The sequence below is a fragment of the Streptomyces sp. NBC_00341 genome (genome assembly GCF_041435055.1).
Classification (GTDB): domain Bacteria; phylum Actinomycetota; class Actinomycetes; order Streptomycetales; family Streptomycetaceae; genus Streptomyces.
Window position 1 is genome coordinate 5,931,922 of the sequence record NZ_CP108002.1, and the last position, 22,021, is coordinate 5,953,942.

Here is a 22,021-nt window from a genome sequence, read left to right on the forward strand (position 1 = left end):
AGGGGTCGCCCCCGGCGTCAGGCGGCCGCCGACCTGTTGATCCGGCGGCTGCTCGGGCGGATCAACAGGGACACCGTCACCGCGGAGATGAGTGCCGCGCCGATCATCGTCGCCGCCGCGTGGCCGGGGCCCAGCACCGAGTGCATCAGATACAGGCCGAACAGGGCTCCCAGCGCTCCGGCACCGAAGACGGTCCGGCGGGACGGGAGACGGGGCGACAGGGAGCGCAGTGCCGCCCAGGAGAGGGCCAGTCCGAGCACGACGGAGCCCAGGGTTTCCAAGATCACAGACGATCACCTCGCAGGTACGGGGCGGGCAACTCGGTCTACGCGGTACTACCCCCGGGCCGCGGAACACAATCATCCCGCGGACAGGCTTCGCCCAGCCGTCGCACAGGAACGCACAGGAATTCGACTGGCGTCCATGAAACGTCCGGCCGCCGCGCGGGGGCGGCGGCCGGACGCGCAACGGAAAGCGGCCCGGCGGGGAATCCCCCGCCGGGCCGCTTCCACGGTCACTGTGTCCGTGCGCGTTGCTAGAGCGCGCCGAACCCCACCCGTCGTGTGCTGGGCTCGCCGATCTCCACGTAGGCGATCCGGTCGGCCGGCACCAGGACCTTGCGGCCCTTCTCGTCCGTGAGGCTGAGCAGCTGCGCCTTGCCGGCGAGAGCCTCGGAAACCGCGCTCTCGACCTCTTCGGCGGAAAGCCCGCTCTCCAGAACGATCTCCCGGGGCGTGTGCTGCACCCCGATCTTGACCTCCACGGCTATGTCCCTCCGACGGTCAGTCCCTGCGCGGTGAACCGCGCCGTACGCAGCACACATTAGCCCGCTGCGGACGGTGACCAGGGGTCCGCGGGCAACGCCCGCAGCGAACACGGGCGCCGGCCGCCCCGCTCAGTGCTGATCGATGCCGTGCAGCGGGAAGCCCGCGATGCCCCGCCAGGCCAGCGAGGTGAGGAGCTCCACCGCCGTGTCGCGCGGGATAGCGGACCGGCTGGAGAGCCAGTAGCGGGCGACCACCTGGGACACCCCGCCCAGGCCGACCGCGAGCAGCATGGACTCGTCCTTGGACAGTCCCGTGTCACCGGCGATCACGTCGGAGATCGCCTCGGCGCACTGCAGCGAGACCCGGTCCACCCGCTCGCGCACGGCGGGCTCGTTGGTGAGGTCGGACTCGAAGACCAGCCGGAAGGCGCCGCCCTCGTCCTCGACGTACGCGAAGTAGGCGTCCATCGTCGCGGCCACGCGCAGCTTGTTGTCGGTCGTCGACGCGAGCGCCGTGCGGACCGCCTGGAGCAGCGACTCGCAGTGCTGGTCGAGCAGGGCCAGGTAGAGCTCCAGCTTGCCCGGGAAGTGCTGGTAGAGCACCGGCTTGCTGACCCCGGCCCGCTCCGCGATGTCGTCCATCGCGGCGGAGTGGTAGCCCTGCGCGACGAAGACCTCCTGGGCGGCGCCCAGGAGCTGATTGCGTCGGGCGCGACGCGGCAGGCGAGTGCCCCGCGGGCGCGCCGCCTCGGTCTGCTCGATGGCTGTCACGCCGCCTCCCAAATTTGTGTTCCGACACAGCCGTTCCGTACTCGCTGCGCCATACCGCCATCGTACTTTCGGGTAACCGGGGTATGCGCGGCGCGGACGCAGAATTTCACGGACCGGACGCCCGCGGTAGCCGCATTTCCCGGTGACCTCTGCCGTATAGCGGGACGTATCAGCGGTAATCGTCCTCGTCGTGCTCGTCGTGCGAGACGGCGCGGGCCTGTTCCGCGGCGTCCGCCTCGTTCGCACGGTTCCGGTCGACTTCCGTCAGCGGTTCGTCGCTCCCGGGTCGCAGCTCCGCCTGCTGCTCGGCGGCGTCCGCCTCGGGTGTCTCCTGGCCGGGTCCGTCGGGCTGGACGTCCTCGAAGGACTCCGGGTCACTGGGGTCGACCGTCATGGTGGCTCCCTTCCTTGCTCCGAGCCTAGGAGCAGGGCCCCGATGCCGCTATGCGATGTGTGACGGCGAACACACGAATCGCGGTGTGATCGTCTCGTAACATTGCCGCATGTCTTCGACCGAGCTGCCGGGAGTCCGTGCCGCCGCCGCAGCGGTGGCCCCCACGGTGAGCACCGTCAGGGTCGCGGAGGGCGAGAGACTCCGCTCCGTCGCACTGGCCGGACTCACGCTGAACGTCCGATCGCGGCCGCCGGAGCGGACGGGCCTGGCGCCCGCGCTCTACGTCCACGGCCTCGGCGGTTCCTCGCAGAACTGGTCGGCGCTGATGCCGCTGCTCCAGGACGTGGTGGACGGTGAGGCACTGGACCTGCCGGGCTTCGGGGACTCCCCGCCGCCGGACGACGGCAACTACTCGGTCACCGGCCACGCCCGCGCGGTGATCCGCTTCCTGGACGCGGAGGAGCGCGGGCCCGTCCACCTGTTCGGCAACTCGCTGGGCGGCTCGGTGGCCACCAGGGTCGCCGCGGTCCGCCCCGACCTGGTGCGCACGCTGACCCTGATCTCGCCCGCGCTCCCCGAGATCCGGGTGCAGTTGTCGGCCGCGCCGACCGCGCTGCTCGCCGTTCCGGGCGTCGTATCCCTGTTCTCCCGGATGACCCGGGACTGGACCGCGGAAGAACGCACCCGCGGAGTCATGGCACTCTGTTACGGCGATCCGGCACGCGTCTCGGAGACGGGCTTCCGCGCGGCGGTGGCCGAAATGGAACGGCGGCTGGAACTGCCGTACTTCTGGGACGCCATGGCGCGCTCGGCACGTGGCATCGTCGATGCGTACACGCTGGGTGGTCAGCACGGGCTGTGGCGTCAGGCCGAGCGGGTGCTCGCACCGACCCAGCTCGTGTACGGCGGACGGGACCGGCTCGTCTCGTACCGGATGGCACGCAGGGCGTCCGCGGCCTTCCGCGATTCGCGGCTGCTGGCCCTGCCCGACGCGGGGCACGTGGCGATGATGGAGTACCCGGAGGCGGTCGCCCAGGCGTTCCGGGAACTGCTCGACGAAGACGGCGGGAGCTGATCCGGGGCGTGGGACGACACAGTCGAAAGGGCCCTGGGCTCAATGCCCCTGAGGCCGGGTCCGCCCCGGCGGAATCGGGTGCCGGGCGCGAGGCCACCAGGCCGGCACCCGGCAACGGCCGACGCAGGCGGCCGGGCGAGGCGCCACCGGCCACCGGCGGCCCCACCCCGTTCCAGGGCGCGCCCCAGGTGCGCGGCGGCCACCCGGAGCAGCGTGAACCCGGCGGCGGCTGGGGCGCCGGAACCGTCGAGCGGCCGGGTCCGGCGCGTGGCGGACCCGGCCGCACCGGTGTCCAGGCCCCGGCGCCCGCGCGTCCGCAGGCTCAGGGGGCCGGCACCAAGCCGCTGCTGCCGGGACCGCGCAGGGAGTTCGTCGAGGCGTTCGACGCCCGGCCGTCCCGCGGCCCGGCACCGGAGCAGGACGCCCCGGCCGAGCCGTACGGCTCCCCCGGTGAGGGGGAGGGGCAGCCGCCCGGCGGCGAGGACGACGCGCCCAAGGACTCCAGAGGCGGCAGGGGCCGCACCTTCACCGGTATCGCGGCCGCCGCGGTGACCACGGTGCTCGCGGTGGTCGTGGCGGGCCAGGTCGCCCACGACGGCGGTGGCCGCTCGGGTGCCGCGCAGGCCGCGGGCGTCGACCGGGACGACACCGGCGGCGCCTCCCGTTCGGACGGCAGGAAGACCCCCGCGCCCAAGGTGGCGGTCAAGCCTCTGACGTACGAGCAGAAAATGGCGAAGCCCTATCCGCTGGCACCGAAACTCAAGGGTTCGGGGAAATTCGAAGCGGTCCCCGGAGCGGCGAAGGCCCCGGGCAAGGGGCACACACACGTCTACCGGATCGATGTCGAGAAGGGGCTCGGGCTCGACTCCGCGCTCTTCGCCGAGGCGGTCCAGAAAACCCTTAATGATGAACGCAGTTGGGCGCACGACGGCGCGATGACCTTCGAACGGATTTCCACCGGCGATCCGGATTTCGTGATCACGCTGGCCAGTCCGGGAACCACCGGAGTCTGGTGCGAGAAGTCGGGCCTGGACACGACCGTGGACAACGTCTCCTGCGACTCCGCCGCCACCGAGCGCGTGATGATCAACGCCTATCGCTGGGCCCAGGGCTCGTCCACCTTCGGCCCGGACAAGCTCTACTCCTACCGCCAGATGCTGATCAACCACGAGGTGGGCCACCGGCTGGGTCACAACCATGTGAGCTGCCGCACGCCGGGCACCCTCGCTCCGGTGATGCAGCAGCAGACCAAATCGCTCGATATCGACAACATTAAGTGCCGGCCCAACGCCTGGATGTACCCGAAGGGTTGAGCCCGGCCCGCGGTCGCGTGAGGGGGTGCGGGTCCGGTGTCCGGGGGGCCGGTCGCCGGACCGCCGGGGGTGATCTCCCGATCATCGTGTCCGAATGGTGAGACGACCGTCTCATGTCGCGTTGACGTCGTGCCGTCTGTCGCGCATATTTCTCGGCATGTCACACAGCCCCCTCACCTCCGAACGCGCAGCCATCGAGCTGGCGCTCATCGGTGTGACCGGGCACAGTGTCGCCGACGTCGACTGTTGCTGACGCCTGCCCGAGTGCGCGTCGGCCCCCGCCGTCCGAGCCCTGACGGGCCCGCCGGCCCCTTCCCGACTGCCGCACCGGGCGTACTCCGTCCGCAGGCGCGGCAGTTACCAGTGTTCCGGTCCCGGTACCGACCGGTCGTACGCACATGTCCCTCTCGCCGCCTGCACGGATCCGTTCCCGTATCCCCCACCCAGGCAGTTCTCCGAGAGGTCATCTTCCGATGCGTCAACCGTCCGTCATATCGCGCCGCGCAGCAGCGGCCGCCGCAGTACTCGTCGTGGCCGCAACCGCCGCGGCCTGCGGGCCAGAGGGCAGCGGCAAAGGGAGCGACGACAGCTCCGGCGCGGCGGGCGCGCCCAAGAAGGGCGGCACGCTGACCGTCCTGAACAGCGCCCCGCAGGAGGACTTCGACCCCGGCCGGCTCTACACCTCCGGCGGCGGCAACGTCCCCTCACTCGTCTTCCGCACCCTCACCACCCGCAACCGGGAGGACGGCGCGGCCGGCTCGAAGGTCGTCCCCGACCTGGCGACCGACCTCGGCAGGCCCAGCAAGAACGCCACCGTCTGGACGTACACGCTCAAGGACAACCTCAAGTACGAGGACGGCACCGCGATCACGAGCGCCGACATCAAGTACGGCGTCGAGCGCTCCTTCGCCGCCGAACTCTCCGGCGGCGCGCCCTACCTGCGCGACTGGCTGATCGGCGGGGCCGGCTACCAGGGCCCGTACAAGGACAAGAAGGGCCTCGACTCGATCGAGACGCCCGACGCGAAGACCATCGTCTTCCACCTCAACAAGCCCGAGGGCGAGTTCCCCTTCCTGGCCAGCCAGACGCAGACCACTCCCGTGCCCAAGGCCAAGGACACCGGCACGAAGTACGAGGAGCACCCGCTCTCCTCCGGCCCGTACAAGGTCGTCAAGAACGAGGGCGACGGCGAGCGCCTCGTCCTGGAGCGCAACACCCACTGGTCGGCCGCCACCGACGAGGAGCGCAAGGCCTACCCCGACCGGATCGACGTCCGCTCCGGCCTCGACTCCGCCGTCATCAACCAGCGGCTGTCCGCCTCGCAGGGCGCCGACGCCGCCGCCGTCACCACCGACACCAACCTCGGACCGGCCGAGCTCGCCAAGGTCAGCGGTGACAAGAAGCTCGCCGCCCGGGTCGGCACCGGCCACTTCGGCTACAGCAACTACATCGCCTTCAACCCGAAGGTGAAGCCGTTCGACAACCCGAAGGTGCGCCAGGCGATCTCGTACGCCGTCGACCGCACCTCCGTCGTCAACGCCGCGGGCGGCTCCTCGCTCGCCGAGCCCGCCACCACCTTCCTGCCCGACCAGGCCTCCTTCGGCTACACGCCGTACGACGCCTTCCCGGCCGGAAAGAACGGCAACGCGGCCAAGGCGAAGGAGCTGCTGAAGGAGGCCGGATATCCCAAGGGGCTGACCGTCACCCTCACGCACGACAACGAGAAGAACTTCGCCACCAGCCCCGAGATCGCCACCGCGCTCCAGGAGGCGCTGAAGAAGGCCGGCATCACCGTCAAGCTCCGGGGCCTTGAGGACAACGCCTACTCGGACACCGTCTACAACGTGAAGACCGAGCCCGGCTTCTTCCTCGCCGGCTGGGGTGCCGACTGGCCCTCGGGCGGCCCGTTCTTCGCGCCGATCTTCGACGGACGCCAGATCGTCAAGGCCGGCTACAACTTCAACTCCTCCCAGCTGAACGACCCCGCGGTCAACAAGGAGATCGACGAGATCAACAAGCTGACCGACCTGAGCGCCGCCGCCAAGCGCTGGGGCGCGCTCGACAAGAAGGTCGGTGAGCAGGCGCTGACCGTGCCGCTGTTCCACCCGGTCTACAAGCGCCTGTACGGCGAGTCCGTCAAGAACATCGTGATCAGCGACTGGACCGGCGTGCTCGACATCTCGCAGGTCGCGGTCAAGTAGCCATGACCGAAGCACTGCTGGTCAAGGGGGCGGGGGCCGTCGAGGCCCCCGCCCCCGGGGCCCATCCGTTCTGGCGGCGGCTGCGCACCAGGCGCTCCGCCCTGGTCGCCGCCGTCCTCGTCGCCCTGCTGGTCCTGACCGCCCTCGCCGCACCGCTGCTCGCGGGCATCGAGGGCCAGAACCCCACCACGTACCACCCGGATCTCGTCGACTCCGCCACCGGCGGGGTGCCGCTCGGCTCCTTCGGCGGGATCAGCGCCGAGCACTGGCTCGGCGTCGAACCGCTCACCGGACGCGACCTCTTCGCCCGCGTCGTCTACGGCGCCCGCGTCTCGCTCGGCGTGGCGCTCGGCGCGACGCTGCTCCAGGTCGCCATCGGCGTCGCCGTCGGCCTCGCGGCCGGACTCGGCAACCGCTTCGTCGACCAGGTGTTCAGCCGGATCACCGACGTCATGGTCGCCCTGCCGGTCATGGTCGCCGCCCTCGGCGCGCTCGCCGTCGTGCCGGCCGGATTCCCGCGCCCGGTACTGATCGCGCTGCTCGTCGGACTGGTCGGCTGGACCCACATCTCCAAGATCGTGCGCGCGAAGACCCTCGCCCTGAAATCGCTCGACCACGTCGCCGCCGCCCGGCTGAGCGGCTGGGGGCCCTGGCAGATCGCCCGGCGCGAGCTGCTGCCCGCGCTGGCGGCGCCCGTCATCACGTACGCCGTCCTGCTCTTCCCGTCCAACATCGTCGTCGAGGCGGCGCTGTCCTTCCTCGGCGTCGGCATCAAGCCGCCCACGCCGTCCTGGGGACAGATGCTCAGTGACGCCGACACCTGGTACCAGGCCGCGCCCACCTATCTGCTGATCCCGGCCGGACTGCTCTTCGTCACCGTGCTGGCGCTCACCGTCCTCGGCGAGGGCGTGCGCACCGCGCTCGACCCGCGCGCCGCCTCCCGGCTGCGGATCGGCACCGGCGCGAAGAAGGAGGCCGGGGCATGACGTCCTTCCTGCTGCGGCGCCTGGGCGGAGCGCTCTTCGTACTGCTCGCCCTCAGCGTCGTCGTCTACGCCGCGTTCTACGTGGCACCCGGCAACGTCGCGCAGATCGCCTGCGGTCCGCGCTGCTCGCCCGCCCAGGTCGCCCAGGTCAGCGAACAACTGCGGCTCGACGACCCGGTGTACCTGCAGTACGCGCACTTCCTCCAGGCCCTGGTCACCGGCCGCGACTACTCCACCGGAACCGGTGTGGTGCACTGCCAGGCCCCCTGCCTCGGACTCTCGTACCAGAGCGGCCAGCAGGTCACCCAGCTGATCGTCGCCAAGCTGCCGGCCACCGCCTCGCTCGCCGTCGGCGCCTTCGTGCTGTGGATGGTGCTCGGGGTCGGCACCGGAGTGCTCTCGGTGTGGCGGCGCGGCCGCGCCACCGAGCGCGTCCTCACCGGGATCACCCTGGCCGGCATGGCCACGCCGGTCTTCGTGATCGGTCTGCTGCTGATCATCATCTGCGTCACCGCGCTGCAGATCCTGCCGTTCCCGGACTACGTGCCGTTCACGGACGATCCGGAGCAGTGGGCCTGGAACCTGCTGCTGCCCTGGATCTCCCTGGCACTCGTCTCCGCCGCCCCGTACGCGCGGATGACCCGCGCCTCGATGCTGGAGACGCTCGCGGAGGACCATGTGCGCACCTTCAGGGCGTACGGGGTCAGCGAACGCGTGATCGTCGGACGGCATGCCCTGCGCGGCGCGCTCGCCCCGGTGATCGCGCTCGGCGCCGTGGACATCGGCGCGATGTTCGGCGGCGCCGTGCTCACCGAGTCCCTCTTCGGGATTCCGGGGGTCGGCCGCGAACTCGTCGCGGCCGTACGGAACGTGGACCTCCCGGTCGTCGTCGGCCTGGTGCTCGTCACCGGGTTCTTCGTCGTCCTCGCCAATGCCGTCGCGGACATTCTGCAGGCGATGGCCGACCGTCGGGTGGTGCTGTCATGAGCCTCGTCGAGGTCACCGATCTCTCGATCTCCTTCGGCGACGTGCACGCGGTGCGCGGACTGTCGTTCTCGCTGGAGGCGGGCGGCGCGCTCGGCGTCGTCGGTGAGTCCGGCTCCGGCAAGAGCGCCTCCGCATACGCCCTGCTCGGACTGCACCGGGGGACCGGCGCGAAGGTCGGCGGCTCGGTCCGGGTCGCGGGCGTGGACGTCCAGGCCGCCGGGGACGCCGAACTGCGCGGGCTGCGCGGGGCGAAGGCCGCGATGGTCTTCCAGGACCCGCTCTCCTCGCTGGACCCGTACTACGCGGTGGGCGACCAGATCGCCCAGGTGTACCGGGTCCACAACCGGGTCTCCCGGCGGGCGGCCCGGACCAGGGCCGTCGAGGTGCTGGACCGGGTCGGCATTCCCGACGCGGTACGCCGCTCCCGCTCCCGGCCGCACGAGTTCTCCGGCGGGATGCGGCAGCGCGCGCTGATCGCGATGGCGCTGGCCTGCGAGCCGGAGCTGCTGATCGCGGACGAGCCGACGACCGCGCTCGACGTCACCGTCCAGGCCCAGATCCTCGACCTGCTGCACGACCTGCGCCGGGAGACGGGCATGGGGCTGCTGCTGGTCACCCATGACGTGGGCGTGGCGGCGGAGTCGGTGGACGAGGTGCTGGTCATGCGGTCGGGCCTCGCGGTGGAACGGGGGCCTGTGGCCGAGGTCCTGCGCGCGCCGCGCGAGCCCTACACCAAGGCGCTGCTCTCCGCGGTTCCGCGCATCGCTCCGGAGCCGGGCGGTACGGGCGGTTCGGCCGGGGACACTGTCCCCGACACGGCCGAGGTGCTCGTCGAGGCCGACGGCCTGCGGCAGGTGTTCGGGCGGGGGAAGTCCGCCCTGGCCGCCGTGGACGGGGTCTCCCTCACCGTCCGCCACGGCGAGACGCTCGGCATCGTCGGGGAGAGCGGCAGCGGCAAGACCACCCTCGGGCGGATGCTCGTCGGCCTCCTGGAGCCCACCTCCGGCCGGCTCAGCCGGGTGGACCGGGTGCAGATGGTCTTCCAGGACCCGGTCTCCTCGCTCAACCCGCGCCGATCCGTGGGCGAGTCCGTCGCGGACCCGCTGCGGGCGCGCGGGCAGCGCGACGAGAGCGCGATCAGGGCGCGCGTACGGGACCTGCTGGAGCGCGTCGGGCTCGATCCGGAGCAGTACGACCGCTATCCGCACGAGTTCAGCGGCGGACAGCGCCAACGCGTCGGCATCGCGCGGGCGCTGGCCGCGGAGCCCAGGCTGATCGTCTGCGACGAGGCGGTCTCCGCCCTCGACGTGACGACCCAGGCCCAGGTGACCGCGCTGCTGGCCGAACTCCAGCGGGAACTGGGACTCGCGCTGGTCTTCATCGCGCACGATCTCGCGGTCGTCCGGCAGGTCAGCGACCGGGTGGCCGTCATGCGCCACGGCCGGATCGTCGAGGAGGGCCCGGTGGAACAGGTCTACGGAGCGCCCCGCGACCCGTACACCAGGCAGCTCCTGGCAGCCGTTCCGGCGCTCGATCCGGCCCTCGCGGTGGTCCGCCGTGCGGCGCGGGCGGAGGCCGCCGCTGCCTGACCGTACGTAGCCGACCGCCTCTATAGCGCGACGGAACGCTACAGGGGTGGGAAAGTTACGCCGGTTCACCCCTTTCGGTGGTGCGACGGACAACCGTCCGTCGCACCACCGGCGTATCCGCTTACGGTCGTCCCGCTGCGAGTCGCCGATCCAACGGTGGCCGCCCACAAGGGAGATCGGGGGTGTGCTCGTGCGGATCGGACTCCTCACCGACGGTGGTTATCCGTATGCGACCGGTGAGTCCAGACTCTGGTGCGACCGTCTGGTGCGGGGGCTGTCGCAACACGAGTTCGATCTCTTCGCGCTGAGCCGGGACGCCGAACAGGAGGCGCGCGGCTGGGTCCAGCTCCCCCTCCAGGTGAGCCGGGTGCGGACGGCGCCGCTGTGGACCGCCGACGAGGACGCCCTGGGCCTGCACGCCCCCAGGGGGCTGCTCGCACGACTGCTCACCGGCGGGGGCGCGCACTCCTACGGACGGCGTGAACGACGGCGCTTCACCACCCACTTCACGGCGCTCGCGACCGCGGTCTGCGCCGCGGGCGCGTCCCTGGCCGAGCGGGGCGACGGCCCCGAGGACGGGCTGCCCGGCGATGACGGACGGCCCGTTGCGGGCGCGCGGCCGGATGGGGACGCGCGTTTCACAGATGCCGGACGGCTTGCCGATGACGCGCGTTTCACCGATGACGCGCGGTTCACGGACGGCCTCTACGGGCTGGCCGAACTGGCCTGCGAACACGGCGGGCTTCCCGCGGCGCTCCGCTCCGAGACCGCGGTACGGATCCTGGAGGCGGCCTGCCGCGCGCCCGGCACCGGCCGCACCGTCCAGGCCGCCACCGTCCCCGACCTCCTCGCCTTCGCCGCGGAACTCGACCGGGTGCTCCGCCCGCTCTCCCTCGACTGGTACGACGAGGAGGGCCTCGGTGCCGTGGACCTCTGCCACGCCGCCTCCGGAGGCGCCGCCGCCCTGCCCGGCCTGCTGGCCAAACGCTTCTTCGGCGTGCCGCTGCTGGTCACGGAGCACTCCGTGCGCCTGCGGTCGCACTACCTCGCGGCGGCCGGCACCCCGCTCAGTGCGCCGGTGCGCGCCCTCCTCGCGAACTTCCACGGCCGGCTCGCCGCCGAGGTGTACCGCCAGGCCGCGCTGATCACCCCGGGCAACACCCACGCCCGCCGTTGGCAGGAGCGCTGCGGCGCGGACCCCGCCAAGGTGCGCACGGTCTACCCCGGCATGGAGTCGGGCCGGTTCGCGGCGCTGGGCGAGACCGAGGGCGACGGCGGCCCGGACGCCCTGGTGTGGGTCGGCCGGATCGAGCCCGCCAAGGACCTGGTCGCCCTGCTGCACGCCTTCGCGGAGGTGCGCAGGGCAGAGCCCGACGCCCGGCTGCGGATCATCGGCGCGGCGGCCCAGGGGCCGGAGGGTGCCGGCTACCTCGCCCAGTGCCGGGCGCTCGCCGCCCAGCTCTTCCCGGACGAGGCCGCCGGAGCGCACGCCGTGGGCGACAACCCGGTCTCCTTCGAGGAGATCGGCGGGGCCGAGGTCCCCGACCTCGCCCAGGCGTACGCGGCCGGCGGGATCGTGGTGCTCTCCAGCGTGGTCGAGGGCTTCCCGATCAGCCTGGTCGAGGCGATGTTCTGCGGCCGGGCCACGGTCTCCACCGATGTCGGCGCGGTCGTCGAGGTGATCGGCGGGACGGGGCTCGTGGTGCCGCCGCGCAATCCCCGGGCGCTCGCGGACGCCTGTCTGGCGCTGCTGCGCGACCCCGAGCGCCGTGCGCGCCTGGGTGCGGCCGCCCGCGCCCGCGCGCTCGAACTCTTCACGGTCGAACAGAACCTCGCGGCATTTCGCTCCATTTACCTGGAGCTGATCGCTCGGGCGCCGGTGCGCAGGGGCGCGGCGACGGCGAACGAGGACGGCGGACCGCGCCCCTTCGCCACCCCGCCGGAGGCCCATGTCCTCGACCTGTGGCCGGAGCCGGACGAAGGCCTCGCCCCGGGACCGGCCGAGCGCACACCCAGCTGGGCCGGGAGCGGAGTCTGCGCGGGGGCGCGCGGAGCGGGGGACGGCGATGCGTGACCAGGAAGCGGCCGGACCGGGCCGCCGTACGGACCGGACCGGGACACCCGGCGCCCCCGGTGAGGAGCACGGAGGAACGACGATGGGCCGCCCGACCGAGGTACCCGGTACACCGGCGACCGGAAGTGGCTGGGACCCCCGCTCGCGGGCGCTCGTCCCCGGTTCACCGGCCGGGTCAGGGGGGACGGCGAAGGTCGGGTCAGGGGGGACGGCGAAGGCCGGGACCGCCCCTGAGCCCCCCGAGACGCCGGCTCAAGTCGCCCCGGAGCACGTGACCCAGCCCGCCGCGCACTCCACGTCCGCCGCGCCCGGCGCGCACTCCACCTCCTCCGCCTCCTCCGCGCTCTCCCCCCGCGCCCCCGAGATCGCGCACGCCGCCCCGGCGCGCAAGCTCAGTACCGGGCGGCGCGGTCCCGCCGACCCGGTGAAGGCGCTCATGCACCGGCACCGCGAACTCTGCGAACGCGCCGTCGACCCGCTGGAGATCGCCGCCGGGCTCGAAGCCCACGGCGTCACCGACCGCACCGCCGCCCGCTACCGGCACCGTGACGTCTTCTCGCTCGCGGAGGAGCTGTTCGCACGGGTACCGGGTATCCCGCGGGAGCCCGTCGCGGTGCTCTCCGCTCCGGCGCGTGACATCCGGACGCGCGCCGCGTGGTCGCTCCGGGCGCTGCTGCCGGGCGCCGCCTGCCTGGCGACCCTGCTCACGCTGCGGCTCACCGACGGGGTGCTCGGCGGCGAGGCACGGCTCGCCATCGGCAGCGGCGGTGCCCTCCTCGCGTTCGTCGGGCTCGCCGTCGCCCTGCGCACCGGGCCGCTCTCCACCGGCGGCCGCGCCACGGGAGCCGCCAACCTGTACGGCTGCTGGCTGCTCGGCTACGCCCTGTACGGCGAGGCCCTGCTCCACCAGGTGCTCAGCGGCGGACCGGAAGGCCCCTGGGACATCACCCCGGCGCCGCTGCTCGGGCTCGCCGTCGCGGTCGCCCCGGCCGCCTGGTGCGCGCACCTCTTCTCGGTGCACGCGCACCGCAAACTCAACGGCAGCCGCGCACTCGAGGAGTTCGCGGCAGGCGTGCGCCCCCTGCTGTTCGGCGCCGTCACGGCCTTCCTCTGCGCCGTCACCGGGCTGCTGTACCTGGCCGGACTCGGGACCGGGGGCGGAGCACCCGTCGGGGCGGCCGGACTCGGGGTACTGCTCCTGTTGGCCCGGCTCCTCACCGTCCACGGCTTCCCCGAACCGGCCGCCACCGGACTCGCCGCCGCCTGCGCCGTCGAGGCCGCCGCCCCCGCCCTGGTCCTGGCCGGGCGGCTGCCCGGTCTCCACCCCCTCGCCCGGCCCGTCGACGCCCTCGTGGCGGCGGCGGGCGCCGGAGCCGTACCCGCCGTGGCCTGTGGCGCTGCCGCGCTCGGCCTGCTGACCACCGCCACCGTCGCGCTCTCCCGAGCCTCCGCCCACACCGCCGCCTGACGCACACCACGACGCACCACCGACACCCCGCGGAGCCGACGCCGCGGGTCCCTTCCCGCACCGTACGCAACTGCCTCAAGGAGACACCGGACATGACCCCCCAATACCTCGCACCGGCAGCCCGCCGTCGGCACCCAGGGGGCGCACGATGAGGGTGCTGCTGCTCGGAGCCAACGGATTCCTCGGCCGGTTCGTCGCCGACCGGCTGCTCGCCGACCCGGCCGTACACCTCACGGCGCTCGGCCGCGGTGACGACGCCGACGTACGGTTCGACCTCGCCAGCGGCAGCCCGGGAGCCCTCACCCGCTTCCTGGACGCCGTCCACCCCGGAGTCGTCGTCAACTGCGCGGGCGCCACCCGCGGCGGGGCGCGCGACCTGACCCGCCACAACACCGTCGCCGTCGCCACCGTCTGCGAGGCGATGCGGCGCAGCGGCTGCACCGCCCGGCTGGTCCAGGTCGGCTGCTCCTCCGAGTACGGCCCCTCGCAGCCCGGCTCGTCCACCGCTGAGGACGCCATCCCGCGCCCCGGCGGCCCGTACGGCGTCAGCAAGCTCGCCGCCACCGAACTCGTCCTCGGCTCCGGCCTCGACGCGGTGGTGCTGCGGGTCTTCTCGCCGGTCGGCCCCGGCACCCCGGCCGGTTCCCCGCTCGGCCGGCTCGCGGAGGCGATGCGCCGCGCCATGCAGTCCGGTGACGGCGAGCTGAAGCTCAGCGGCCTCGGCGTGCAGCGCGACTTCGTCGATGTGCGCGACGTCGCGCGCGCCGTGCACGCCGCCTCGCTCTCCGCCGCCCAGGGCGTCGTCAACATCGGCACCGGCCGGGCCGTGCGCCTGCGTGACGCCGCCGCCGTACTCGCCAAGGTCGCCGGGTACGCCGGTGCGCTCCACGAGCTGGACACGCCCCCTGCCCGGCTGCCCATCGGCGCCCCCCGCACCTCCGCCGAATCGGTCATGGAGCACCTCTCGGCCACCCCGTCGCCCTACCCGGACGGCTGCGGCGCCTGGCAGCAGGCAGACGTCCGCACGGCCAGGGACCGGCTCGGCTGGCGCCCCCGGATCAACCTGGAGGAGTCCCTCGCGGACATCTGGATGGAGGCGGCGTGCCGTATCTGACCAGCAGCGGTACGGCCCGCCGCACCAGCGGCGCGGACCGGCTCGGCTTCGGCGTCCCCGGCTACGCCCACCCGCTGCTCGCACCCGTCGAATGGGCCGAGCTGACCCGCCCCGGCACCCCGCTGCACTGGGCCGTCCTCGACATCGACAACGGCCCCGGCACCCGTCCCGACCCGCACTGCCTGGAGGCCGCGGGCCGACTCCGTAACGCCCGTGAACGGGCCGTGCACGGCGAGGAGGCGCTGGACACCGTACGGGCCTCCGCCGGCCGGCTGCTCGGCCGGCTCGATCTGGCCTTCGGCAACCGGCCGTTCGACGAACTGCTCACCGACGCCCGGTCCTTCCTGGACTGGTACCGCGTCGACGGCTTCTACCTCGACCGGTGCCCGGCCGACCGCCCCGGCCTCCCGGCGGTGCGCCGGCTCACCAGCACGCTCGCCGCGCTCCTGGCGGACTGCGACAGCGCGCGGGACGGCGGGCACCTGGTGCTCGGCCACGACACCCACCCGTACCCCGGCTACGCGGAGGCCGCCGACCAGCTCGTCACCTTTCGCGGCCCGTGGACCGACTACCGCTGGTCGCAGGTTGCGGAGTGGACCGCCGCCTATCCGCCCGGCCGGTTCGCGCACTTCGTCCACGGCGTCCCGCGCAGCCATCTGGAGGAGGCGATGCGGATCGCGCGCTGGCAGGGCGCCGGGACGATCTTCTTCACCGACCGCACCGGGGCGGCGGATCCGGCGCACAGGCGTGGACAAACCAATCCATTCGCGACGCTGCCCAGCTACTGGGACGAAATCGTCTCGCGGATCGGACCTGGTATCTCGGAATGAGAGGGGGCGTGGCAGTGTTACCGCAAGAACAACCGTACGTAGTCGAAGTACGTAGAAACCGACCACCTGCATTGTTGAGGTTCCTGTGTCGCTGCCACCCCTGGTCGAGCCAGCTGCTGAGCTCACCGTCGACGAGGTCCGCAGGTACTCCCGCCACCTGATCATCCCCGATGTCGGGATGGACGGGCAGAAGCGGCTGAAGAACGCGAAGGTGCTCTGTGTGGGCGCCGGCGGTCTCGGCTCGCCGGCCCTGATGTACCTGGCCGCCGCCGGTGTCGGAACGCTCGGCATCGTGGAGTTCGACGAGGTCGACGAGTCGAACCTGCAGCGCCAGATCATCCACAGCCAGGCCGATATCGGCAAGTCCAAGGCCTTGTCGGCCAAGGAGACCGTGCAGGGGATCAACCCCCTGGTCAACGTGATCCTTCACGAGGAACGGCTCGAAGCCGAGAACGTGATGGACATCTTCGCCCAGTACGACCTGATCGTGGACGGCACGGACAACTTCGCCACCCGCTATCTCGTCAACGACGCGGCCGTGCTGCTGAACAAGCCGTACGTCTGGGGTTCCATCTACCGGTTCGACGGCCAGGCGTCCGTCTTCTGGTCAGAGCACGGCCCCTGCTACCGCTGCCTCTACCCGGAGCCGCCGCCCCCCGGCATGGTTCCCTCCTGCGCAGAGGGCGGCGTGCTGGGCGTGCTCTGCGCGTCCATCGGCTCCATCCAGGTCAACGAGGCCATCAAGCTGCTCGCCGGAATCGGTGACCCGCTCGTCGGCCGGCTGATGATCTACGACGCGCTGGAGATGCAGTACCGCCAGGTCAAGGTCCGCAAGGACCCCGACTGCGCGGTCTGCGGCGAGAACCCGACCGTCACCGAACTCATCGATTACGAGGCCTTCTGCGGCGTCGTGTCCGAGGAGGCCCAGGAGGCGGCGCTCGGCTCCACGATCACTCCCAAGCAGCTCAAGGAGTGGATGGACGCGGACGAGAAGATCGAGCTGATCGACGTCCGGGAGCCGAACGAGTTCGAGATCGTCGCGATCCCCGGCGCGAAGCTCATCCCGAAGAACGAGTTCCTGATGGGCAACGCCCTCCAGGACCTCCCGCAGGACAAGCGCATCGTGCTGAACTGCAAGACCGGTGTCCGCAGCGCGGAGGTCCTCGCGGTCCTCAAGTCGGCGGGCTTCGCGGACGCGGTGCACGTCGGCGGCGGCGTGATCGGCTGGGTCAACCAGATCGAGCCCGAGAAGCCGGTGTACTAGAACGTTTTCGAAGGGGCCGGTCCGCATCACGCGGACGCTGTTGGCGAATGCCCCTTCACTCCGTCCCATCGGATTTATCCGGTGGGACGGAGTGCTGCGAAGTGTGAGGTGCGTGTTGGGGCGAGTGGGGTGCCTGTGAGCCAGGCGTCGAGGCGGGTGAGGTTCATTCCGGCTGCGGTCAGCAGGTGTTGCAGGTGGGTTTTGGGATGGCCTCGGTAGCGGGACCTGCGCAGCCCGAAGGCGCGGACGCCCTGGGAGATGGTGCCTTCGATGCCGGCTCGGTGCTTGTAGCGTTGTTTCCATGGGTCGGTTTGCTGGTCGAGCCGGGCTGTGCGGAGGGCTTCGTGTTCGTCGCGGTGCCGCAGGGTGATCTCGCGTCCCATGTAGGCGACGCCGCGGGTGCACTGGTCGCGTGAGGGGCAGGGGCGGCAGTCCGCGGGTGAGAATCGGGCGCGGATCACGGGGCCTGACGAGCGTCGCCCGTCGTGCTGCCACTGTCTGCTGGTCCTGCCGTTCGGGCAGGTCACCTGCTTGTTGTCCCAGTCGACGGCGAAGGCGTCGATGCTGTAGCCGTTGTTCGCGGCGGCCTGCCAGCCGGTGTTGGCCCCGACCGGTCCCACCAGTTCGATGCCATGGTCACGGCGGGCGGCGACCAGGTGTGCGGCATCGACGTAGCCGGCGTCGACCAGATGGACATCAGGCAACAGGTCCCGGCGGGCGAGAGCGTCGTGGATCTGGTCGGTGACCTGGACGTCGGCAGTGGCAGCGGTGGTGGTGATGACCTCGGTGATCAGGTGTGGGGCATCGGGTTCGCAGGTTTCGGTCAGATGAACCTTGTAGCCGCACCAGGCCCGGTCGCGTTTGGCCCCGTTGCGGGCGTCCGGATCATAGGCCGAGCGGATCCGTAACTGCCCAGGCGGGCAGTCCTTCGGCTTGCGCCAGCTCACCTCACCGCCGCTGACCTGGTATTCCTGCACCCACATCCGCCGTAGGAACTCCACGGCCGGCAGCTCCCGCAGCCAGGCAGGCGCGTCAACGGACCACACAGCTTGCAGGAGCGTCATGCCGTCCTGGCCGACCTGTTCGGCGTGGCTGAGCCGGGCAGCCCAGCGGCTGGGGAACTTCGTGTCCTCCGGCCGGGCGGAGTACCGGTCGAACCACTCCGGCGGCGTCCGCTCGGCCAGCCACTGCGGAGCCGCGACCGCCAGTGCGTTCAGTGCCGCTCGCATCGCCTCGACGACGGACTCCAGCCGGTTCACCTCCCGCACCGCCGCCAGCACATGCGTGGCATCACTGCGCTGACGTCCACCGGCCTTGAGCAGCCCGGCCGCCGAAACGCTCTCCAGGACCGCATCCAGCACCCCGGCCTCGACGCCACCGGCGATGAGCCGTCCACGGAACTCGCTCAGCACGGAGAAATCGAAGCCCGGATCGGTCAGCTCCAGCCCGAGCGCGTATTTCCAGTCGATCCTGGAGCGCACCGCGTGAGCGGCCTGCCGGTCCGACATCCCTTCGGCGAACTGCAACACCAGCACCATCGCCAACCGGCCCGGCGACGCCGCAGGCCGCCCCCGACCCGAGAAAAGACCCGCGAACTCCACATCGGTGAAGACCGGCCCGAGCACATCTCTCACCCGGACTGCCAAGCACCCCTTCGGGAAGGCCGCGCGGGCCACCCTGACCGTCTCCGCCGGCACCTCGCCAGGCACACCAGGACGCAACGACATCTGCCCACCCCAAACACAACGTCGGCCTGACCCACCAACGAGATGGATCAGGCCGACGTCACGACGAAGGGGCATTCGCCAACAGCATCCGCATCACGCGGGCCGGCCCCTTCGGCGTGTCCACCGTTCGTCGCTACGAGCAGGTCTTGCCGTCCGCCGGGACCTTCCCGTCCAGGAAGTACGTGTCCACCGTCGACGTCACACAGGTGTTCCGGCCGTAGGCGCCGTGCCCCTCGCCCTTGTTGGTGAGCAGCACGCCGACGCCCTTGCCCAGCTCGTCCGCCATCTTCCGGGCACCCTCGTACGGGGTCGCCGGGTCGCCCGTCGTCCCCACGACCAGGATCGGACCGGACCCCGGAGCGCTCGCCTCCGGGTTGTCGCGCTCACCCTTCACCGGCCAGTCCGAGCACCAGCCCGCCGTGTCCCAGGCCAGGAAGGCACCGAAGACCGGCGACAGCTTCTCGAACTCGGGTAGCAGCGCCTTCGCGTCGGCCACGGTCGGTCGGGCGTCGCTGTCCGCGCAGGAGATGGCCCGCTGCGAGTGGCTCTCGGTGCCGTAATGGCCCTTCTCGTCACGGCTGTTGTACGAGTCGGCCAGCTGGAGCAGCATGCCGCCCCGGCCGCCCTCCGCCTCGTCCAGTGCCTGGGTCAGGAACGGCCAGCTGTCCTTGGAGTAGAGCGGCATCACGATGCCCGTGATGGCCAGCGACTCGTTGAGCTCGCGGGACGTGCCGGTCGGCAGCGGCTTCTTGTCGATCCGCGCCAGCAGCCGGGCGATGCGCAGGGTGCCGGCCTTCGGGTCCTGGCCGCGGTCCTTGAGGTAGTTCTCCAGCGCCCGCTGGAAGCCGGTCGCCTGGTTGCGGGCGTGCCCGACGGCGTCCGCCGTGGGGTCGACGACGGCGTCCAGGACGGCGCGGCCCACGTTGGCGGGGAAGAGGTGTGCGTACGTGCCGCCCAGCTCGGTCCCGTACGACATGCCGAAGTAGGTCAGCTTCCGGTCGCCGAGCACCTCGCGGATCAGGTCCATGTCGCGGGCGGCGTTCGACGTGCCGACGAACGGCAGGACCTTGCCGGAGCGGCGCTCGCAGCCGGCGCCGAAGTCCGCGCCGTCCTTCATGAACGCCGCCTCCTCCGCCGCCGTGTCCGGAGTCATGTCCACCTTCCGGGCGGCGTCCTCCTGCTCCTGGTCGGAGCGGCACCGCACTCCGGCGCTCCCTGCCACCCCGCGCGGATCGAAGCCCACCAGGTCGTAGCGGGTGTTGAGCTTCTCGTACGAACCGGCGGCACGCGGCAGGATGGAGACGCCGGAACCGCCGGGGCCGCCGAAGTTGAACAGCATCGAGCCGAGGCGCCGGCCCTTGTCGCGGGCCTCCTTGCGGATCAGCGCGATCCCGATCGTGTCGCCCGCCGGCTTCGCGTAGTCCAGCGGGACGCGGACCGTCGCGCAGCGCCAGTCCGCACCGGGAGCGGTCCCGCCCTCGGGTGCCTCGCAGCGCTTCCAGTCCGGGTGCTGCGAGGTGAGCGAGCCGGGCAGTGCGGGAAGCCCCGCGGGCTTCCCGTCCGCGGTGGACGAGGCCGCGGCGGACGGTGAGTCGGCCGTACCGCCGTCCACCGCCCTGCCGGGCTTGTCGTCCGTACCGTCGTCGCAGCCCGCGAGCGCCCCCGCCAGCAGCAGCGCGGCGGCTGCCAGCGCCCCGGCCCGTGCGTATGAGACCACGTGCGTCCCTCCCCTGTGTCCCCCCGTGTTCGCCCTGCCCGGTCGGCAGTTCGCCCATCGTAGGACGGTGCTGGGACGGGGTAGGACGGCGTAGGACGGTGCCGGGACGGCCTTACCCGCACACCGTTCCGGCCGGTGGCACCTTGCCGTCCAGCAGATAGCCGCCCACCGCCTTCTGCACGCAGGCGTTGCCGCTGTTGTACGCGCCGTGCCCCTCACCCTTGTACGTTATCTCCACGCCGACGCCCTTGCCGAGCTCCTCGGCCATCGCCTTCGCGCCCTTGTAGGGGGTCGCCGGGTCGCCGGTGTTGCCGATGACCAGCTGGGGCGCCGAACCGGGGGCGCTGACATCGGGGTGCGCCCAGACACCGGCCACCGGCCATTCGGTGCACGCCATCAGGCCCCAGCCCAGGTAGTCACCGAAGACCGGTGAGGCCTCGCGGAAGCGGGGAAGCTTCGCCTTGGTCTCCTCCAGCGTGAACCGTTCCTTGGAGTCGGCGCAGCTGATGGCGGTGTTGGCGGCGGCGGAGTTGTCGTAGTGGCCGTTGTCGGAGCGGCCGTTGAGGGAGTCGGCCAGCGCCAGCAGCAGCCCGCCGCTGCCGCCGTCTGCCTCGTCGATGCCCTGCTCCAGCAGCGGCCAGGTCTCCTTGGAGTACAGGGCCGCCGCGATGCCGGTGGTGGCCTGGGTCTGGGTCAGTTTGCGTGCACCGAGCCCGGCCACGGGCCGCTTCTCCAGCCGGTCCAGGAGGCCGGAGATCCCCTGCTCGACCCCGTCGGCGTCGGAACCCGGCAGCTTGCAGGCGTCGCCCCGCTTCGCGCAGTCCTCGGCGAAGTCGTCCAGCGCGAGCTGGAACCCCTTGGCCTGGCCGAGCGAGGACTGCTCGGCGTCCTCGGTCGGGTCCACCACCGCGTCCAGCACCGACCTGCCCACGTTCTTGGGGAACAAGTGCGCGTAGACACCGCCCAGTTCGGTGCCGTACGAGATGCCGAAGTAGTGCAGTTGGTGGTCGCCCAGCACCTGGCGCATCAGATCCATGTCGCGGGCGGCGTTCGTGGTCCCGACGAAGGGGAGCTCCTTGCCCGAGTTCTTCTCGCAGGCGGCCGCGTACGCCTTGGTGTCGTCGGTGAACGCCTTCTCCTCCGCGCCGTCGTCCGGTGTCCCGTCGGCCTGGTAGCGGGCGTCCAGCTGCTTGTCGGTCTCGCACCGCACGCCGTCGCTGCGGCCGACCCCGCGCGGGTCGAAGCTCACCAGGTCGTAGCGGGTGCGCAGCTTGTCGTACTCGGTGCCGAAGGCGGGCAGGGTGGCGACGCCGGAGGCGCCGGGGCCGCCGAAGTTGAAGATGAGGGAGCCGATGCGCTTCTTCTGGTCCACGGCCTTGGCACGGACGAGCGCCAGGCCGATGGTGTCGCCCGAGGGCTTGGCGTGGTCGAGCGGGACCTTCATGACGGAGCACTCCCAGACGGCCCCGCCGGGCAGCGGTGAGGGTGCGGCGCCGCCGCCCTCCGCCTGGGACGGGGCGGGGCAGCGCTTCCACGTCAGCCGCTGGGTGGCGAGGGCGGACGGACCGGGGCTCGCGGCGGCGTTCGCCGGGTGCGGCGAACCCTGCGAGCGGTCCGGTGCGTCGTTGTCACCGCCGTCCGAGCAGCCGGTGAGCGGAAGCAGCACGGTCACGGTGGCGGCGAGGGCCGCGGCGCGCAGGGCAGGGGAGGTCCTCATCGCTCCATCGTGCGGCGGGGGCGGGGAGG

Annotated in this window: 19 protein-coding genes; 12 read left to right on the forward strand and 7 right to left on the reverse strand. The window is 71.9% G+C overall.

Translation table 11 applies throughout. The features are described 5' to 3' along the window. Positions 1–17: 17 nt before the first annotated feature. The 4 genes from OG892_RS26900 to OG892_RS26915 form a co-directional block, all read right to left on the reverse strand. Positions 18–287 (reverse strand): hypothetical protein, encoded by a 270-nt coding sequence (locus OG892_RS26900; RefSeq protein WP_073736580.1) that lies wholly within the window; start codon positions 285–287, stop codon positions 18–20. A gap of 248 nt (positions 288–535) precedes the next feature. Then, positions 536–763, reverse strand: a complete 228-nt coding sequence (locus tag OG892_RS26905) for a DUF3107 domain-containing protein (RefSeq protein WP_024490505.1) — start codon at positions 761–763, stop codon at positions 536–538. Between the two features lie 132 nt (positions 764–895). Further along, entirely contained in the window at positions 896–1,537 is a 642-nt protein-coding gene (locus OG892_RS26910; protein WP_073736579.1) for a TetR/AcrR family transcriptional regulator, read from the reverse strand. Positions 1,538–1,706: 169 nt separating this feature from the next. Beyond that, entirely contained in the window at positions 1,707–1,931 is a 225-nt protein-coding gene (locus tag OG892_RS26915) for a hypothetical protein (protein ID WP_371630492.1), read from the reverse strand. A gap of 109 nt (positions 1,932–2,040) precedes the next feature. Between OG892_RS26915 and OG892_RS26920 the strand changes: the two genes are divergently transcribed. The 12 genes from OG892_RS26920 (at position 2,041) to moeZ (ending at position 16,831) form a co-directional block, all read left to right on the forward strand. Then, on the forward strand, positions 2,041–3,006 hold the full coding sequence (locus OG892_RS26920; protein ID WP_073736577.1) for an alpha/beta fold hydrolase: 966 nt from the start codon (positions 2,041–2,043) through the stop codon (positions 3,004–3,006). Positions 3,007–3,014: 8 nt separating this feature from the next. After that, positions 3,015–4,319 carry a DUF3152 domain-containing protein gene (locus tag OG892_RS26925; protein ID WP_328865513.1) on the forward strand — a complete coding sequence of 435 codons (1,305 nt, stop codon included), beginning with the start codon at positions 3,015–3,017 and terminating at the stop codon, positions 4,317–4,319. A 157-nt stretch (positions 4,320–4,476) separates the two neighbouring features. Next, on the forward strand, positions 4,477–4,572 hold the full coding sequence (locus OG892_RS26930; RefSeq protein WP_327338899.1) for an Ms4533A family Cys-rich leader peptide: 96 nt from the start codon (positions 4,477–4,479) through the stop codon (positions 4,570–4,572). Positions 4,573–4,792: 220 nt separating this feature from the next. Beyond that, entirely contained in the window at positions 4,793–6,520 is a 1,728-nt protein-coding gene (locus tag OG892_RS26935) for an ABC transporter substrate-binding protein (protein ID WP_328865512.1), read from the forward strand. Positions 6,521–6,522: 2 nt separating this feature from the next. Then, positions 6,523–7,506 carry an ABC transporter permease gene (locus OG892_RS26940; RefSeq protein ID WP_371630493.1) on the forward strand — a complete coding sequence of 328 codons (984 nt, stop codon included), beginning with the start codon at positions 6,523–6,525 and terminating at the stop codon, positions 7,504–7,506. Beyond that, positions 7,503–8,492 carry an ABC transporter permease gene (locus tag OG892_RS26945; RefSeq protein ID WP_073736573.1) on the forward strand — a complete coding sequence of 330 codons (990 nt, stop codon included), beginning with the start codon at positions 7,503–7,505 and terminating at the stop codon, positions 8,490–8,492. Before OG892_RS26940 ends, OG892_RS26945 begins: the two co-directional genes overlap by 4 nt. Further along, positions 8,489–10,081: a dipeptide ABC transporter ATP-binding protein gene (locus OG892_RS26950; protein WP_371630494.1), complete on the forward strand. Its 1,593-nt coding sequence runs from the start codon at positions 8,489–8,491 to the stop codon at positions 10,079–10,081. Before OG892_RS26945 ends, OG892_RS26950 begins: the two co-directional genes overlap by 4 nt. A 190-nt stretch (positions 10,082–10,271) precedes the next feature. Beyond that, positions 10,272–12,155, forward strand: coding sequence for a glycosyltransferase (locus OG892_RS26955; protein WP_371631696.1), 1,884 nt, complete (start codon positions 10,272–10,274; stop codon positions 12,153–12,155). Between the two features lie 271 nt (positions 12,156–12,426). Next, positions 12,427–13,623 carry a hypothetical protein gene (locus OG892_RS26960; RefSeq protein WP_371630495.1) on the forward strand — a complete coding sequence of 399 codons (1,197 nt, stop codon included), beginning with the start codon at positions 12,427–12,429 and terminating at the stop codon, positions 13,621–13,623. Positions 13,624–13,771: 148 nt separating this feature from the next. Next, positions 13,772–14,737 carry an NAD(P)-dependent oxidoreductase gene (locus OG892_RS26965; protein ID WP_024493628.1) on the forward strand — a complete coding sequence of 322 codons (966 nt, stop codon included), beginning with the start codon at positions 13,772–13,774 and terminating at the stop codon, positions 14,735–14,737. Beyond that, a complete protein-coding gene (locus OG892_RS26970) occupies positions 14,725–15,567 on the forward strand; it encodes a spherulation-specific family 4 protein (RefSeq protein WP_073736570.1) in 843 nt (280 codons plus the stop codon). The genes OG892_RS26965 and OG892_RS26970 overlap by 13 nt, the downstream gene beginning before the upstream one ends. 85 nt (positions 15,568–15,652) lie before the next feature. Then, positions 15,653–16,831, forward strand: a complete 1,179-nt coding sequence (gene moeZ, locus OG892_RS26975; RefSeq protein WP_073736569.1) for an adenylyltransferase/sulfurtransferase MoeZ — start codon at positions 15,653–15,655, stop codon at positions 16,829–16,831. A gap of 74 nt (positions 16,832–16,905) precedes the next feature. On the opposite strand, the gene OG892_RS26980 is transcribed toward moeZ, so the two are convergent. From OG892_RS26980 to OG892_RS26990, 3 genes are all read right to left on the reverse strand, one after another. Beyond that, positions 16,906–18,558, reverse strand: coding sequence for an IS1182 family transposase (locus tag OG892_RS26980; RefSeq protein WP_328867654.1), 1,653 nt, complete (start codon positions 18,556–18,558; stop codon positions 16,906–16,908). Between the two features lie 133 nt (positions 18,559–18,691). Then, positions 18,692–20,275, reverse strand: a complete 1,584-nt coding sequence (locus OG892_RS26985) for an alpha/beta hydrolase (protein ID WP_328865507.1) — start codon at positions 20,273–20,275, stop codon at positions 18,692–18,694. Between the two features lie 112 nt (positions 20,276–20,387). Beyond that, a complete protein-coding gene (locus OG892_RS26990; protein WP_371630496.1) occupies positions 20,388–21,992 on the reverse strand; it encodes an alpha/beta hydrolase in 1,605 nt (534 codons plus the stop codon). Positions 21,993–22,021: the final 29 nt, after the last annotated feature.

Bases quoted from the DNA above. Each gene is read 5' to 3' on its own strand.
- OG892_RS26915 (WP_371630492.1), bottom strand. From the start codon at position 1,931: ATGACGGTCGACCCCAGTGACCCGGAGTCCTTCGAGGACGTCCAGCCC.
- OG892_RS26920 (WP_073736577.1), top strand. From the start codon at position 2,041: ATGTCTTCGACCGAGCTGCCGGGAGTCCGTGCCGCCGCCGCAGCGGTG.
- OG892_RS26930 (WP_327338899.1), top strand. From the start codon at position 4,477: ATGTCACACAGCCCCCTCACCTCCGAACGCGCAGCCATCGAGCTGGCG.
- OG892_RS26935 (WP_328865512.1), top strand. From the start codon at position 4,793: ATGCGTCAACCGTCCGTCATATCGCGCCGCGCAGCAGCGGCCGCCGCA.
- OG892_RS26940 (WP_371630493.1), top strand. From the start codon at position 6,523: ATGACCGAAGCACTGCTGGTCAAGGGGGCGGGGGCCGTCGAGGCCCCC.
- OG892_RS26945 (WP_073736573.1), top strand. From the start codon at position 7,503: ATGACGTCCTTCCTGCTGCGGCGCCTGGGCGGAGCGCTCTTCGTACTG.
- OG892_RS26950 (WP_371630494.1), top strand. From the start codon at position 8,489: ATGAGCCTCGTCGAGGTCACCGATCTCTCGATCTCCTTCGGCGACGTG.
- OG892_RS26965 (WP_024493628.1), top strand. From the start codon at position 13,772: ATGAGGGTGCTGCTGCTCGGAGCCAACGGATTCCTCGGCCGGTTCGTC.
- OG892_RS26980 (WP_328867654.1), bottom strand. From the start codon at position 18,558: ATGTCGTTGCGTCCTGGTGTGCCTGGCGAGGTGCCGGCGGAGACGGTC.
- OG892_RS26990 (WP_371630496.1), bottom strand. From the start codon at position 21,992: ATGAGGACCTCCCCTGCCCTGCGCGCCGCGGCCCTCGCCGCCACCGTG.